The sequence below is a fragment of the Anaerococcus sp. NML200574 genome, assembly GCF_026131665.1.
GTDB classification, from domain to species: Bacteria; Bacillota; Clostridia; order Tissierellales; family Peptoniphilaceae; genus Anaerococcus; species Anaerococcus kampingae.
Window position 1 is genome coordinate 1 of record NZ_JAMXSM010000022.1, and the last position, 15,937, is coordinate 15,937.

Annotated in this window: 11 protein-coding genes and 1 pseudogene; 3 read left to right on the forward strand and 9 right to left on the reverse strand. The window is 38.3% G+C overall.

Annotated features, from left to right (window positions below; translation table 11 throughout):
- Nucleotides 1–153: 153 nt before the first annotated feature.
- Both NH286_RS08165 and NH286_RS08170 read right to left on the reverse strand, forming a co-directional pair.
- Entirely contained in the window at nucleotides 154–1,767 is a 1,614-nt protein-coding gene (locus tag NH286_RS08165; protein ID WP_265238176.1) for a mannitol dehydrogenase family protein, read from the reverse strand.
- A 162-nt stretch (nucleotides 1,768–1,929) separates the two neighbouring features.
- Nucleotides 1,930–3,015, reverse strand: a complete 1,086-nt coding sequence (locus NH286_RS08170) for a glycosyltransferase (protein ID WP_265238178.1) — start codon at nucleotides 3,013–3,015, stop codon at nucleotides 1,930–1,932.
- Between the two features lie 176 nt (nucleotides 3,016–3,191).
- Between NH286_RS08170 and hcp the strand changes: the two are divergent.
- The 3 genes and pseudogenes from hcp to NH286_RS08185 all read left to right on the forward strand — a co-directional run bounded on the left by hcp (nucleotide 3,192) and on the right by NH286_RS08185 (nucleotide 6,269).
- Nucleotides 3,192–4,808 (forward strand): annotated as a pseudogene (hcp, locus tag NH286_RS08175) (hydroxylamine reductase).
- Between the two features lie 71 nt (nucleotides 4,809–4,879).
- On the forward strand, nucleotides 4,880–5,524 hold the full coding sequence (locus NH286_RS08180; RefSeq protein WP_265238180.1) for a Crp/Fnr family transcriptional regulator: 645 nt from the start codon (nucleotides 4,880–4,882) through the stop codon (nucleotides 5,522–5,524).
- A gap of 64 nt (nucleotides 5,525–5,588) precedes the next feature.
- On the forward strand, nucleotides 5,589–6,269 hold the full coding sequence (locus NH286_RS08185) for a YwaF family protein (RefSeq protein ID WP_265238182.1): 681 nt from the start codon (nucleotides 5,589–5,591) through the stop codon (nucleotides 6,267–6,269).
- Between the two features lie 49 nt (nucleotides 6,270–6,318).
- On the opposite strand, the gene NH286_RS08190 is transcribed toward NH286_RS08185, so the two are convergent.
- The 7 genes from NH286_RS08190 to NH286_RS08220 form a co-directional block, all read right to left on the reverse strand.
- A complete protein-coding gene (locus tag NH286_RS08190; protein ID WP_106461480.1) occupies nucleotides 6,319–7,311 on the reverse strand; it encodes a sugar kinase in 993 nt (330 codons plus the stop codon).
- 587 nt (nucleotides 7,312–7,898) lie between these two features.
- Nucleotides 7,899–10,010, reverse strand: a complete 2,112-nt coding sequence (locus NH286_RS08195) for a glycoside hydrolase family 3 protein (protein ID WP_265238184.1) — start codon at nucleotides 10,008–10,010, stop codon at nucleotides 7,899–7,901.
- Between the two features lie 76 nt (nucleotides 10,011–10,086).
- Nucleotides 10,087–11,478: an MFS transporter gene (locus NH286_RS08200; protein WP_106461478.1), complete on the reverse strand. Its 1,392-nt coding sequence runs from the start codon at nucleotides 11,476–11,478 to the stop codon at nucleotides 10,087–10,089.
- Nucleotides 11,479–11,493: 15 nt separating this feature from the next.
- Nucleotides 11,494–12,582, reverse strand: coding sequence for a Gfo/Idh/MocA family protein (locus NH286_RS08205; protein ID WP_106461477.1), 1,089 nt, complete (start codon nucleotides 12,580–12,582; stop codon nucleotides 11,494–11,496).
- Nucleotides 12,582–13,436 (reverse strand): sugar phosphate isomerase/epimerase family protein, encoded by an 855-nt coding sequence (locus NH286_RS08210; RefSeq protein ID WP_106461476.1) that lies wholly within the window; start codon nucleotides 13,434–13,436, stop codon nucleotides 12,582–12,584. Before NH286_RS08210 ends, NH286_RS08205 begins: the two co-directional genes overlap by 1 nt.
- Nucleotides 13,429–14,454, reverse strand: coding sequence for a Gfo/Idh/MocA family protein (locus NH286_RS08215; RefSeq protein WP_106461475.1), 1,026 nt, complete (start codon nucleotides 14,452–14,454; stop codon nucleotides 13,429–13,431). Before NH286_RS08215 ends, NH286_RS08210 begins: the two co-directional genes overlap by 8 nt.
- Before the next feature lie 4 nt (nucleotides 14,455–14,458).
- Nucleotides 14,459–15,628 carry a Gfo/Idh/MocA family protein gene (locus tag NH286_RS08220; protein ID WP_265238188.1) on the reverse strand — a complete coding sequence of 390 codons (1,170 nt, stop codon included), beginning with the start codon at nucleotides 15,626–15,628 and terminating at the stop codon, nucleotides 14,459–14,461.
- Nucleotides 15,629–15,937: the final 309 nt, after the last annotated feature.

Below are 15,937 nucleotides of genomic sequence, written 5' to 3' on the forward strand. Positions count from 1 at the left end.
AGATGACAGTTTTTATGACGGATATTTTAACCCTAAAACCACCTCGTCATACTACTTCTTCATTATACAAAAATAGTGCAAGATAGAAATCACTTTCTTTCTTACACTATTTATGGTACTAAAAACCACCAGTTACCCGGTGGTCTTTATATTTTATAGGCTTTGTAGGAATTTTCTTACTGCGCCTTCTTCTTTATTCATTTCTTTAAAGTCTGCTATTATCTTATCAGCAAGTCCTATTTTTACTAGGTCTATGCCAAAGATTTCTTCATTGCCTATAATCTTTAATAGGCTCTCATCGATTCCTTCGTTGTCCTTAAATTTCACATCTTTAAGGTCTTCTTGTAGGCTTGCTAGCATTGGATCTGGTGATGGTTCAAAGGCTTTTCCTTCATCATCTATAGCTAGTAGATATCTTAACCAACCTGCTATAACAGCTGGGATGAATTTTAGGTCTTTGATTGCTTCAGGGTTTGTATCCTTATAAGCATTTAGGGTCTTACCATATCTTACAGCTACCTTTTGAGATGTATCTGTCGCTATTCTTTGTGGAGCATCTGGTAGGAATGGGTTAGGGAATCTTACATTCAATACAGTGTCAATAAAGGACTTTGGATCTATGATACCTGGGTCTACTACTACTGGCATGCCTTCTGTATAGCCTACGCCCTTGATGAGTTTAACTAGGTCTTCATCTTTCATCTCTGCACTGATTAGGTCATAGCCAAGTAGGCAACCGTAGACTGCAAGAGCTGTATGAAGTGGGTTTAGGCAGGTTGTTACCTTCATTGTTTCTACTTCATCTACTGTCTTTCTGTCTGTAAAGATGATGCCCTTCTTATCCCATGCTGGATAGGATGTAGCCTTTGATTCTTCTATTACTAGGTATTCTGTTTCTTCTGCATTTACAAATGATGGTGGTTGTGGTCTGCCATCCATAATTGGACTTTCTACTGGGCTGTAGCCTTTTTCCTTTAAGATTTTACCGATTGATTCATCTGCAACTGGTGTAATCTTATCTATCATTGATAATGGGAAAAATACCTTAGTCTCATCTTCTAAATATTCAACGAATTCTTTTTCAACTATGCCATTTTCTGCCCAAGCCTTGGCAAAATCAAGTACTGATGCCTTTAGCTTATCACCATTGTGGCTGCAGTTATCCATTGATGTCATGGTTATTGGATAAGCTCCATTTTTAAATCTGTGGTATAAAAGAGCTGCAACTATGGCCATAGAGTTAGACACATTTAGGTCCTTATCTTTCATTTCAGCCTTAACTTGATCTGTGAAATCACCATCTAGACCCTTTATATTGTAGCCTTTTTCTGTAATTGTAAAAGATACTACCTTTAGGCTTTCTTTGGCAAAGATTTCTTCAGCTCTGGCCCAATCTTGGCTCTTAGTTGCCTTTACTGTTTCTGCAATTGCTCCTACTACTCTTAGGTCAACAGTGCCATCAGATTTGAGGGTTACAGCTGTAGATAGGTTATCATTTGCACCAAATATATAGTCAAGCTTTTCTGCACCAAAGGTTTCAAAAATAATAACTCCTGTATCAGCAAGACCTTCATCTAAGATTTCATCTTGAACTCTTGCTGGGAATGCTCTGAATATGTTTCCACCACCAAAGTGCACCCATTCAGGATTTTCTTTAGTATTTGCTCTAACTTTTTCAATGTCATAGCTTGGCAAGACAAAGCCTTTTTCTTCCCATAGGGCCTTGTCATTTTGAATTGATTGTAGGGATAATTTAACTTCTGTCATATAATTTCCTTTCTTTGCCTAAAAATAGATAACTTAAGCGCTTACATTCTACCTATAAAATTTTTCCTGAATTTATCAGGAAAAAGATTTCTCTCTACTTATATTATATGATAAGAATCGGTTTTTAGCAATTATTTTTATTCTTATTTACAAATAATTTTTCTACAGGCTAATACTTTGATAAAAATCACTTAGGTATGAAACTGTGCTTGCTATATTATAACCAGCGTCAGATATTTCTTTAGAAAAATCTAGCCTGTCATATGGCATAGTATCAAGGATTTCCCTAATCCACTTAGCCTTTTCTAAAGGAAGAAACTTTAAGTAAGGACTTATGCCCACTTCTTTTGGTATCCTGTCTGATGCTAAGACCTTAAGGCCTGATGCCTGGGCTTCTATAGCCGCTATGCCAAGCCCTTCCCTGAGAGATGGAAATAAGAAAAGGTCCGCTGCTGAAAGGTAGGCCCCTACCCTATTACTAGATGGCAAAAACAAGATAAAGTCAGAGACTCCAAGCTCCCTTGCCTTATCTTTAAGCATATTTTCATCTGGCCCATTACCTAAAAATATTAAGCGAGTTTTGGGATTTTTTTCTACAAGTTCTGGCATGATTTCTATTAAAAAGCTTTGATTTTTAACACTCATAAGGCTTGCCACATTTAAAAGCACAAACTTATCGCAAAGGTCAAATTCCTTTCTTATCTCATCTCTTAACTTGTCAGAAAATCTAAATTTATCCAGATCAATCCCATTATTTATCTTTACATAAGAAGCCCCATAGAGGTCTCTACCTGCCTCATCAGAGCAAGCAAACCTATAATCAGAATATTTTATTACCTGACCCTTAAAAAGATTTCTTATAAAGTTTTTAAGCTTTGAGGAATTTTGGATGCCATGGTTATGTGATATAGTCACAAGGCCATGGGCCTTGGCCTTTCTTAGGATAAGGGCCTCTGTTCCCCTAAAGTTGTTGTGAAGAATTTTTATTTCTTTGTGTTTGTCAAAAAATTTATCCAAGTCATTTAAGTAGACCCAAGGTTTAAGTGGATTTAGCTTATCTATTGTAAATACCCTTCCACCAAGACTTTCTATTTGTTCTTTCATCAGTGGATTATCAATCCTGTGGACCAAAAAATCAAAGGCAAACTTATCAGGATCTAGCTTTTTCATTATAGTCATAAGAAGACTTTCGATTCCACCGACTCCCATTGACCCCATGACATGGACAATTCTAATTTTATTTTTCAAGGATTACTCCCTTCTATTACAATATATGATTTCTGTCCTATTATATCATTTTTCATCCTAAACTCATAAAAATTTTAAAAAAATCATCTTTGGTAACTAATGTTACAGATATTTAGTGAAATTTCTTCTATAATTGAAATATAAGAATTGAAGAAGAAAAATCAGGAGGAAAATATATGTTTTGTTATCAATGTCAAGAAACAGCAGGAAATAAAGGATGCACCAAAGTCGGCGTATGCGGCAAGAGTGAAGATGTTGCAAATCTCCAAGATCTTTTAATATATACAACCAAGGGCCTAGCATCTATAGTAATGAAGGCAGGAAAGGTATGTGATAAAGTCTATGACAGGATTTCTAACAATCTTTTCATAACCATAACCAATGCCAATTTTGATGAAGATTTTATCCTAGATGCGGTTAAAAAAACCATGGCCATGAAGGAAAAAATCACAAATAAACACCAAATCACAGACCTAAACGAAGTTGAAGCCTACATATCATTTGATGATGAAGAATTAAAAAGAAAGGCCATCGAAGTAGGTGTTTTAAATATCATAAATGAAGATGAAAGATCTCTCGTAGAGCTTGTGACCTACGGTCTTAAGGGAATGGCCGCCTACAACCACCACGCCAATGTCCTAGGCTACAGAGATGAAAATGTCGATAAATTTATATCTTTCGCCCTAACAGAAACAATCAAAAAGGATAAGGAAATCAACAACCTAATTGACCTAGTAATAAAAACAGGAGAACACGGGGTGGCTGCCATGGCCCTACTAGATTAGGCCAATACCGAAAGATTTGGAAATCCAGAAATGACTGAAGTAGATTTTTCAGCAGGATCAAAGCCAGGCATCCTAATTTCAGGCCATGACCTAAATGATATGGAAATGCTCCTTGAACAAAGCAAGGATGCTGGAGTAGAAATCTACACCCACTCAGAGATGCTTCCTGCCAATTATTACCCAGCCTTTAAGAAATACGACCACTTCCACGGCAACTACGGAAATTCTTGGTGGAGCCAAAATGAAGAATTTGAGAAATTTAACGGCCCAATCCTTATGACAACCAACTGCATTGTCCCACCAAAGAAAAACAACACCTACCTTGATAGGTTCTATACAACATCAAATGCAGCATATCCAGGAGCAATCCACATCGAAGCTGATGAAAATGGCTACAAGGACTTTTCTCCTATAATCGAGAAAGCTAAGAAATGCCAAGCCCCAACAAATCTTGAAGATACAAAGATTGTCGGTGGTTTTGCCCACAATCAAGTCCTAGCCCTAGCTGATAAGGTTATAAATGAAATAAATGAAGGAAATATCAGAAAATTTGTCGTAATGGCAGGCTGCGATGGTAGAAGCTCTAAGAGATCTTATTACACAGACTTTGCCAAAAGCCTACCACAAGACACAATAATCCTTACAGCAGGATGTGCAAAATACCGCTACAACAAGCTAGGCCTAGGAGATATCAACGGCATACCAAGAGTCCTAGATGCTGGTCAATGCAACGATTCATTCTCCCTTGTACAAATTGCCCTAGCCCTAAAGGATGCCTTTGGCCTAGAAAGTGTAAATGATTTACCAATCGAATACAACATAGCTTGGTATGAACAAAAGGCTGTAATAGTTCTCCTTGCCCTTCTAAGCTTGGGAGTTAAAAATATCCACCTAGGACCAACACTTCCTGCCTTCTTATCAGAGACAGTAGTCAACTTCCTAGTAGAAAACTTCAACATAGCTCCAAATACCACAGTAGAAGAAGATTTAGAAAAAATGATTGGCTAAAAAATTTAAGCAAAGTCTCATGGCTTTGCTTATTTTTTATACAGTGGGGTATCTTTTAAAAAGAGGTAAGTATGAATTTAAAAGAAATATCTATATTTAAAAATTTAAGTGATGAAGAAATAAAAGACATGACAGCAAATACTCAAATAATCGAAAAAACCTATGCCAAAGATGCCTATGTCTTTAGGATTGGTGATAGGTCAGGCGACTTGTTTTTCCTAAAGGAAGGAGCCCTTAGCGTTTATCAAATAGATTCAAATGGCAAGAGGTATATCTTCCAAAAATTTGATAAGCCAGTCCTATTTGGAGAAGTCTATGCCTACCTAAATGAGCCCTTTGATTTTGATGCAGTCTGCGATAAGGATTCTAAAATCCTTATCATCAAGGACTTTAAGGGCCTATTTGAAAGATCAAACAATCAAAAATTCCTAAAATCCTATATCACCATCCTATCCAAAAAATGTCTGGCCCTTTCTAAGAAAAACCAAATCACTTCCCAAATGAGCCTTCGCCAAAAGATTGCCAAATATTTTCTAGAAATAGAAGAAGATGGCAAGATAAATCTAAATATGAATAGGGAGGCCCTAGCAGATTTCCTAACCACAACCAGGCCATCTCTTTCTAGAGAACTGTCAAAGATGGCCGATGATGGTCTACTATCTATAAATGGATCAAAAATTGCCATAAACAAGGAAAAATTAACGGAAATTTTATAAAAGACCTAGGCAAGGGCCCGAAAATATTATATAATAATCCTATATTATTTTATAAAGGATAGCTATGCAATATTTTTTTAGACACACAACAGATGGGACTTTTGCCTTTAACATGACCTATGTTAGGCTTGGTCTAATTCTATTTTTACTAATAGTTTACAAACTCAAAGACAAAAAAAAGCTTTTAGAAAGTTTACTTGTTACTTCCCTTATCCTTCAGGGAGTCTTATTTGCCTGGTATGCCATGGATTTTGACCTTTTAATAAAAGAAGGCCTTCCCCTCTACCACTGCAGGCTAGCAGGGATAATGGTTGCGATTTCTTACTTTTTAAGAAAAGAAAAAATCCAAAGCTATTTTGCAGACCTGGCCCTAATTGGGACAAGTATCGCCTTTTCTATACCAGATCCATCCAAATTTGCCTGGCCCCATGTCACAAATCTAACCTATGTGGCCAACCACTACGTCCTAATGGCTTGTGGCATGCTAATTTGCTTAAAAAATAAGCAAAAATTAGGATTTAAAGAGATTTTTCTAACGACAGCTATAATAAACGCCCTAATCCTAATCTTGGACCTAGGTCTAAATGCCAACTACGGCTACCTAGTCAAGGTCCCTATAGAATATTTCAGCGGCCTTAGCCCAATAATAATCTCCCTAGCCATGACAGGCCTAATGAGCGGGGCGATTTATCTAGTAGAAATTATTAAAGAGAAAATCAGAAATAAAAAAGCAAGAAAATATTAAAACCGACGCAAATTTTTGCGTCGGTTTTTGTTTTTCTAATATGTCATTTTTAATAAAATATCATTCTCTTATTGCCTGAAATTAGGGTTCTTACTTGTCTTTCTGTAAAGATTGCGTAGTCGCCTTCCATGGTGTGTTTTAGGGTTGATAGGCCTACCCCAAATTCTAGGGCATCGTACATATCATTGCCCTTTGAGTAGGAATTGATAAGTCCTGCTGCAAAGGCATCTCCTCCTCCTATCCTATCTACTATATCAAAGGTGTAAGCCCTGGTTTTAATGTATTCATCCCCACAATAGGCACCTGCTGATAGGGCGTTTTTGGAGGCTGAAAATGAGGTCCTGATTGTGGATATAGCATATTTCAGATCATATTTCCTGTATAGGTCTATGAGCATGTTTGATACACTTACATGGTCAAATACTCCCTTAAAGGATGAGTGAAGGCTAGGAAGTACTCCTATTAGGATATCGACATCATCTAGAATTGACTTATAAAATTCTGCTGCCTGATCTAAAGGCCAGAGGTTTGACCTGTAGTTTAGGTCAAAGATTACTTCTACATCATATTCTTTGGCTCTTTTTATAGCATATCTGGTAAGTTCTCTACCCTCTTCTGATAGGGCTGCTGTTATGCCTGATAGGAAGAAAATCTTGGCATCTTCGAATATGTCTTTCCAATCAAATTCAAAGTATTTGGCCTGACTCATGGAGGAATTTTTCCTGTCGTAGATTACCTTGGATGGCCTTAAGCCTATGCCATTTTCTGCATAGTAGATTCCTATTCTTTCTCCTCCCCTGGCTACATGGCTCATATCTATGCCAAAGTCTCTGAGGCTATCTATAGCTGCATCTCCTATGAAATTGTCTGGAAGTCTTGTGATCATCTTTACCTTTTGGCCTAAGTTGGCTAGGGCTATAGCTACATTGGCTTCACTGCCCCCGTAGGTGGTCATAAAATTTTCTGCTTGGATAAATCTTTCATGACCTGGTGGGGAGAGTCGTAGGATTAGTTCTCCCATGCAAACAATTTTGTCTTTCATTTTTCCTCCTTTCGGTATCGGGAGTTAAGGGCTGGCCCTTAACTATCCCATTTTTTGTAAATTATTTACTTAATTAATAGTTATTATTTACTGTTTTTCTTCGGTATTTTATCAATTAGTAAATTATTTTTATTTACTATTGAATAATAGGAGCTTTATTATTTCATGAATAGTTATTTTTAATAATTTTCTTCGTAACTATGTCACTTAATTAATTATGATTATTTATAATTGAATCTTCGTAAAAGGGGGAGAGCCAAGGTAACGTTCCGCATGTTCCCTCACCGCTCTCCCCCTTACACCCCCTCTTCGCTACACCCTCCAAGCGGCTCCTGCGGAGGGCATGCTGTAGATTGCCTTTGGCAATCTCTTTTTGATATTTAACTTCTTTTCATTCTGGTTCAAAATCTCTTATTTCAAGTCTTGTCAGCTAAAAATTTTGATTCGCTATGCTCAACAAAATTTTTTTACGCTTCCTCTACTTGAAATAAAAACGATTTTATCTAAGTAAATGATATTTATTGTTTATAGGTTCTACTTTTTTATAAATTTTAGCCTATGTAGGCCTGGGCTTTGCCAGGCTTTTTTTAGTAGCTTAGGCCGTAGCCTAGTTTATATTCGTTTCCTTCTTCGTCTTTGTAGGCGTAGGTTTCTTTCATGTATTTGTGTTTGTCGTAGCCTGGGACGTCGTTTGGAGATGCGCAGATTCCGTTTTCATCTACTGCTAGGACTGCTTCGTTTTTAGGGAAAGTGAATGGTAGTTTGCCTGTTGGGGCAAATTTGCCTACTAATACATCTACTTGAGCTGGAATGAAGGTTTCGAAGTTTGCTAAAAGAACGTCTGCATATTTTTCTGCATTTTCTAATATCCATGGCATGGTTGAGTTGACTGATACTAGAAGTTTTGCTCCGTTTTTGTCTGCTAGCTTTCTGTATTCTTCTAATTTTCCTATATTTGCTACTGTTGTTTCTGTGTATTCTGAGCCGTCTAGGGCTTTATTTGTTTTTTCCTCGCATAGGTCTAATTCTAGGAGGCCTGGGGTTGCTGAGAAGTAGTTGCCTGATTTTGGTGTGATTTGTACAAAGATTGCTTCAGCTTCTTCTGGGCTATCTACTAGGATGATGTCATCCCTATCTTTTAATTCTTTTAGCGCTTCATTTCTAAAGGTTTCTGCCTTGTCGGCTTCCTTGTGAAGGTAGTCGAAGTATAATTTTGTTTTTTCCTTTAGTGGAAGAGTATTTTCTTTATTCTTTAATAATACTACAGATCTTTGGTGGGCTGAGTAGGCCTTGGCTAGGTTTTTCTCATCTCTTACGATTTCTTTTGCCTTTGCTGGATCTACGTAGGTTTTCTCATCGAAGAGTCCTAGGTCAAACATTTCTTTTAGGAGTCTTACGTTTGCTTCTACTAGTCTTTCGTGGGAGATTTTGCCTTCATCGTAGGCCTTGATTATCCAGTGGGACTCGTTGGTGTCTGAGATTAAATCTACCCCGTTATTTACTGCATAGGCTGCACGATCTTGTTTTTCAAGGTGCATTACACCCCATGCCATGTTATCTAGGATACCTGAGTCTGAGTTGATGTATCCTTTAAAGCCCATGTCTTCTCTTAGGATATTTTGGATGAAGTATTCGTTGAAGGCGAAGCCTACTGGCTCAAACGGAATCCTCTTGCCCTTGTAATTTTGTACTGCTGATTTTTCGTGGGCAGGGATTGAGTAGTAAGGCATGATTGATGATACATTTTTATCTACTACTGCCTTAAATGGTGGCATATGGTATTTTTCTAGAGAGCCTGGTGTCCTATAAACGTTGAACTTACCTTCTGCATAGTGAGGGTCAAAGCCGTTTTCCCTTGCTCCTCCACCTGGGAAGTGCTTCATGGTCATGGCTACTGATTCTTCGTTTACTTCTTCGCCTTGGAAAGCATCTAATAAATCTTCGCCTGCTTTTGTGATTAATTCTACATCTTCACCGAAGGTTCCGTAAAATCTTTGCCATCTTGGGTCTGTGGCTGTATCTAGCATGTACATATAGCCTTTTCTAAGGCCTGAATATTTCCACTCATCTCTTGCTATCTCGCCGAATTCTTTAAAGATTGAATAGTCATAGTCCCCATCTGGGTGGTAATTTCTTGCCTTATCTCCTAGATATACTGCTGCAAGGCCTAGGGTTGATGGATAGGTTGTAAATACTCCTACTGCATCGTTCATGCCGAAGGTTCTTTCGGCATTTTCATTTCTTGAGTTTGATGCTATTATTACAGGTATACCTAGACGGCTTTCTTCTGCCACTTCATTTAGGGCATTGACCCATCTTGCTATGTCTTCTTCAGAGAAGTTTTCTCTTAGGATAAAGTGTCTTAGTCCCATTTCCTTGATGTGCTTTGTTGAACCGTGGTTTATTTGACCGATAAAGATATTTTTATCTTCGTATACTTCTTCATCTAGGATGCCATCGTGGCTTGTTTTGGACTTATCTTCCTGGGCTAGACCCATTCTTTGGCTTTTTATTACCATATTTCCTGCAAGCTCTTCTACAGTCATCCTGTTTGCAAGATCTCTTGCCCTTGTTTCTGAATCTAATCTCCAATCTTCATATGGATCAAGAACGCCATTATCGTTTAGGTCTTTAAATTTTAGTCCTTCTACTTCTAGGATATGTTTGCTTCTAGTTTCTAGTTTTGGTTGTCTTTTCATGTGACTTCCTTTCTCTTTATAATTTTTGAAAAAAGACCCCCAGTTGGGCTGGGCCACTTAGGAGGTCGATTTTTTATTACTTAAGCTCTCTCTTATCTTCTAGATATTTGTTGTTTTCTTCAACTTGTTTTTTGCTTAGTGGATATAGGAATAGTACTACTATTCCGCCTAAAGCTAGTGCTATAGCTGGGATTAGAGTTGCTATGTTGTAGATTCCTAGGGCTACTTCTGGTGTTTGGGTTGCAGCGCCTTTTACAAATCCTACTGCTGATAGGGCAAAACCACCTAGACCACCTGCGAAGGCTTGGCCTAATTTTCTAGCAAATGAGTAGATAGCGTATACTTTTCCGTCATCTCTGACTCCATTTTTGATTTCTAGGTCATCTATTACGTCTGTAATCATTGCCCAGGTTAGGGTGTTGAAGATGCCTAAGAATACGTAAGCAATTCCTGCTCCTGCTAGGAAGACATACATATTTTTAACTTTTAATACATAAAGTATAAAGTAAATTGCTCCTGAACCGAATAAACCGATAATTGTCGCTTCTTTTTTACCAATCTTTTGGCCAAGTTTCATGGCTGTTGGTGCTGTTACTAGCATTGGTAGGGTTGTTACAAGGCCTGCTAATTGCATACCTGTTGAGTTACCAAAGTAGGTTCCATAAACATAAGCGTTCATTGAACCGATTAGAAGCATACCTAGTAGTAGACAGATTGATACTAGGATTATTGATAGGAGGGATCTCTTGTTTAAGACATTTCCTATACCTGATATAATGCTTTCCTTTTCTCCGCCTGATTCTCTAGCTATATCTACTCTTTCTGTTACAAGTTTATAGCAAAGAAGGTAGGATGCTATTGCCATAAGTCCGTATAAGCCTGCTACTACTGGGAATCTTCCTTCTAGCAAGACGTCTGCTTGGCCAGGGACTTTTTGATATAATAAGTATGGTGTTAGGGTACCAATTACTAGCATTGCAATTGTAGCACCTAGGGTTCTAAATGTGGATAATTCTGTTCTTTGGTCAGCTTCTGGTGTGATAGCTGATGCCATGGATCCATAAGGAATGTTTATAAAGGTATAGCATAATGAACCCCAAAGAATGTAGGTTGCATACATTATGATTACTTTCATTCCGTAGTCAAAGTCTTTAAATCCTGTTTGGAAGAGCAAGAAGCCTGCAACTGCTACTGGAACTGCTCCCCATTTCATAAATGGTCTAAATTTACCGTCCTTATTACCGGCAAATCTATCTACGATTGTTCCCATACCTACATCTGTGAAGGCATCTACTAATCTTGATACGAAAAATAGTCCACCGACAACTTTTGGGTCAATTCCCCAAACGTTGGTATAGAATAACATTAAAAAGGATGATACTAGGGTGAAGGTAAAGTTGTTACCTATATCACCAAAGGCGTAACCTATCTTATCTTTAATGCCAAACGGTTTTATATTCTTATTCATAATATTCCCTCTATTTTATAAGTTCGCTTTAATAATTTCTGCTTGATCTTGGCATAGTAAGCAAAGCTCTTGGGCCTTGAATATATGCTCTTGGGTCATAGCATTTTCTGTGCCATTTAGAGAATCTAGAATCATTTCCCCGAAGAATGGGAAGCCTACTTTGCCATTGGCTTTTATATGCTCTTCCCCATTTTCATCTACTACAAATACATGATCGCCTGTGGCTTCTTCGCCTACATTTGTATATTTTCTTACTTCTATATAGCCTTTTGTGCCTGTAATGAAGGTCCTGCCATCTCCCCAAGTTGAAAGTCCCTTTGGGCTAAACCAGTGGACCTTGTAGAAGAAGGTTGCTCCATTTTCACCTACTAAGGTCGCATCGCCGTAGTCTTCTAGCTCTGGTGTGTCTGGGTTATTGTAATTTGCTACCTTAGCTGAGATGACCTTTGCATCATCATTGCCAGTGTAATATAAAAATTGTTCGATTTGGTGGCTTCCTATATCTGCTAGGATTCCGCCGTACTCTTCTTTTTTGAAAAACCAATCTGGACGGCTTTCCTTATTTAGGCTGTGTGGGCCAAAGCCTGTTACTTGGAGGACTTTTCCAATTCTTCCTTCTTTGATTAATTCTCCTGCAAGGATTGCTCCTTCTACGTGGAGTCTTTCTGAGAAGTAGACAAAGTATCTCTTGCCTGTTTCTTTATAGACTTTTTTAGTTTCTGCTAGCTGGTCTAGGCTTGTAAAACCGGTCTTGTCTGTGAAATAATCCTTGCCTGCCTTCATGACTTTATTACCTAGGGCGCTCCTTAGATTTGGGATGGCCGCTGCTGCTACCATCTTGATTTCTGGGTCTTCTAGGATTGTATCAAGAGAATCGACCGCCTGAGCTTCTGGGAATTTTTCTCTAAATTCTTCGATTTTTTTAGGGTCTTTGTCATAGACATAAACTATATTTGCGCCAGCTTCTTTTAGGCCATTGCACATGCCGTAGATATGGCCATGGTCTAAGGCAGCTACTGCTACCTTAAACTGGCCATCTTCTACTACCTTGTTGGCCTTGCCAACTGGAGCGTAGTTCATGCCGTCTTTTTTATTTACTGCCATTAGAATAGGTCTCCATAGCCATTTGCTACTAACCAATCATAAGAGATTTTTAGTTCATTAAATGGATCTCTACCGTAGGATGAGTCTTGTTCTACAAGTAAGTATCTGCAGCCTGATGCTATGGCTTGGTCTGCACATTCCTTTAGTGGAAGTGAGCCTTGGCCTAGTGGGGCAAATCTTACCCTGTTGTCAAAGGCAAGTCTGAAGGCTTCCATATCTGTCCTTAATAAGTCTACATCTTCCATGGTTAGTGGCATTACTTCGTAGTCTTTTAGGTGGACTAATTCTACCTTGCCTGCGTATTTCTTTAGGATATTTACAGGATTTTCTCCACCTCTTTGTACCCAGTGTACATCTAGCTCAAAGCCTAGCTCTGGGGCATTTTCTGCTATGATATCTAAGAGATATTTGCCGTCATATCTTACAAATTCTACGTGGTGGTTGTGGTAGTAAAGCTTGATTCCTTCTTCTTTTAATTTTAGGGCAAAGTCGTTAGCTTTTTTTGCAAATTCGATTGCCTTTTCTAGGCTTGCCATCTTATCAAATGGAAGCATTCCTATTCTTAGTAGGTCTGTGCCTACAGCCTTACAATCTGCTACGATTTTGTCAAAGTCAGTGTCAAGGGATTCTTGGCCAGGAAACATTGACTCTACTGCTGCTGACATTGAAGCTACTTCCATGTCAAAGTCCTTGCAGGCTCTTATGATTTGGTCAATGTTTTCCTTGCTTGTCTCAACTTGGGATACTTCTACTGATTTGTATCCGATTTCGTTGAGTTTTTTGAAAGTTTCGTAAGGTCCAATTTCTTTGAATGCATCAACTACTGTTGATGCTTGTACTCCAATTTTAGTCATTTACTATGTCCTCTTTCTTTATTTCCTTGCCAGTTTCTGATGAGTCCATCATTGCTTGGATAATTTGCATGGTTTCCATCGCATCAGCTAGGTCACAATAATCATCTGTGTCATTTATGATTGCCTCATAAAATTTGTTGATTAGCTTTTCGTGACCTGCCCCGTAATAGTCCTTGGTTTGGTCTGATTTGTCATCTTCTGCTAGCAGATTTAGGTGTCTGTCAAATAGTCTGTTTTCTTTTATAGTGTATTTTTGCTTTTGTGTTATTACTTGAAGCTCTATGGAATCTGTGATTGAGTAGGCGTTTGTTGCTACGAATAAGCCGTTTACCCCGTCTTCGTATTTGATAAAGGCGCTTGCTGTATCTTCTACTTCGATTTCCTTATTCATTAACTTCGATAGGGTGGCTGTTAGGCTTTTCCAATCCTTGCCTGTCACATAGGCCATGAGGTCCAGGGTGTGGATTGCTTGGTTGATTATTACTCCAGCTCCAGCTTCCTTTTTTGTACCTCTCCATGGGGCCTGCTTATAATAGGCTATGTCCCTAAACCATGTGACAAGTCCTTTTACTCCAAAGACTTCTTCTTTGTTCTTTTCAAGTTCTTCTTTTAGTTTTACCACTGTCTTGTTGTAGCGGTTTTGGAAGCAGATACCAAGTTTTTGCTTGTCCTTGTATTTCATATAGTGATCATAGAGTTCTTTTGTCTCTTTATAGCCAACATCTACTGGCTTTTCGCAAAATACGTGAAGTCCCTTATCTAGGGCATATTTTGCTACCTTGGCGTGAAGATAGTGAGGAAGGCAAATATGAACTACATCTAAATCTTCCTTATCTATCATTTCCTTATAATCGCTATAGATTGGTGTGATGTCACAATGAGTGGCATCACACTTTTTCTGAGCAAGGTCTGTATCTATATCGCAAACCGCTGCAAGTCTTGCGTGTGGCGATTGATTTATTGAGTGTAGGTGGATGGGAGATACTGTCCCTAGTCCAATTACTCCAACTTTTAGCATAGTCTTACTTTCTTTCTTCGAATTTTCCTTCTTCTCTGATTTTTTCGTTTAACATATCTAGGTATTTGTCATCATCAAAGTCTTTTACGCTTACAGGCTCGCCTAACCAGCTTGATAGGTGAACAGCGTTTGCTAGTCTTACGCCGTTGATTCCTTCTGCTCCATTTGCTAGAAGCTCTTCACCGTCTAGGATATGAGCTGCAAAGTTTCTCATTACTTCACAGTGTTGGCCGCCCCAAACTGAGTTTTCTTCTATTACTTCTACATCAAATAGTTCATCAAATTTCATTTGACCTGCAAAGAGCATTCTTACATCTTCTACAGTCATTCTTGCGTTTAGGTCATTTTCTGTTTCTTTTAGTCTGTAGATTGTAGCCTTTTTAGAATCATCTACTACGATTTTTCCGCCATCACATACGATTTCTAGTCTGTCTGTACCTATGATTTCGTTGGTGTTTGTTACAAATACGCCTGTTCTTCTATCATCATATTCCATTATGAAGTGTACTTGGTCATCTACTACTATGTCTCTTTGGTAACCGTAGTGGACGCTTGCATATACCCTATCTGGTGCACCTGTCATCCATTGGATTAGGTCTAGTTGGTGTGGTGCTTGGTTTACAAGGACTCCACCACCTTCGCCGCCCCAGGTTGCTCTCCATTCAGATTGCTTGTAATAAGCATCTGGTCTCCACCAAGTTGTGATAATCCAGTTGGTTCTTCTGATTGGGCCTAGTTCTCCAGAATCTAGAATTTCTTTTAATTTTCTGTAAAGTGGGTTTGTTCTTTGGTTGAAAAATAAAGCATAAGCCTTATCAGATTTTTTAGCTACTTCGTTTAGCTCTTTTACTTGTTTGGTATAAACACCTGCTGGTTTTTCGTTTAGGACGTTTACTCCATGCTCGAGGCCATAAATTGCCATTTCTGGGTGAAGATAGTGAGGTACGCAGGTTACGATTCCTTCTACAAGTCCTGAATCTATCATTTCTCTATAGTCTTCAAATATTGCTGCTTCTGGGAAAAGTTCCTTAGCTTTTTCAAGTTTTTCTTTGTCTATATCACATACTGCTGTTACTTCTACATTTGGCACCATATCTTTTGAGATGAAGTTACCATACATTGAACCTTCTGTACCAAAACCAATTATTCCGAATTTTAATTTTCTATCTGCCATTTTTTTCTCCTTTTACTCTTTTATTAATGATAAGTAATATATACCAATCGTTTTTAGTTCACGAAAGCGTTTGCCAATATTTTGTAAAGCTAGGGAGGGGATGGCCCTCCCTAAGTTTGTTGATTATCTGATAAAATCCAAAAGTAAGCGTTCCGTTCGGAGGAAATTTCAAGAAATTCAAAAGGAAATAATTCGCCCGTAAATCGCACTGTTTGAGCGTTAGCGAGTTTGCGATTTACAGAATTATGAGTTTTAGAATTTCTAAATTTCCGCAGTCGGATAAGCGTTTTTGGATTTTATCTTTGCTCC

Bases quoted from the DNA above. Each gene is read 5' to 3' on its own strand.
- NH286_RS08165 (WP_265238176.1), bottom strand. From the start codon at position 1,767: ATGACAGAAGTTAAATTATCCCTACAATCAATTCAAAATGACAAGGCC.
- NH286_RS08180 (WP_265238180.1), top strand. From the start codon at position 4,880: ATGAATTTAAAAGAAATATCTATATTTAAAAATTTAAGTGATGAAGAA.
- NH286_RS08185 (WP_265238182.1), top strand. From the start codon at position 5,589: ATGCAATATTTTTTTAGACACACAACAGATGGGACTTTTGCCTTTAAC.
- NH286_RS08190 (WP_106461480.1), bottom strand. From the start codon at position 7,311: ATGAAAGACAAAATTGTTTGCATGGGAGAACTAATCCTACGACTCTCC.
- NH286_RS08195 (WP_265238184.1), bottom strand. From the start codon at position 10,010: ATGAAAAGACAACCAAAACTAGAAACTAGAAGCAAACATATCCTAGAA.
- NH286_RS08200 (WP_106461478.1), bottom strand. From the start codon at position 11,478: ATGAATAAGAATATAAAACCGTTTGGCATTAAAGATAAGATAGGTTAC.
- NH286_RS08205 (WP_106461477.1), bottom strand. From the start codon at position 12,582: ATGGCAGTAAATAAAAAAGACGGCATGAACTACGCTCCAGTTGGCAAG.
- NH286_RS08210 (WP_106461476.1), bottom strand. From the start codon at position 13,436: ATGACTAAAATTGGAGTACAAGCATCAACAGTAGTTGATGCATTCAAA.
- NH286_RS08215 (WP_106461475.1), bottom strand. From the start codon at position 14,454: ATGCTAAAAGTTGGAGTAATTGGACTAGGGACAGTATCTCCCATCCAC.
- NH286_RS08220 (WP_265238188.1), bottom strand. From the start codon at position 15,628: ATGGCAGATAGAAAATTAAAATTCGGAATAATTGGTTTTGGTACAGAA.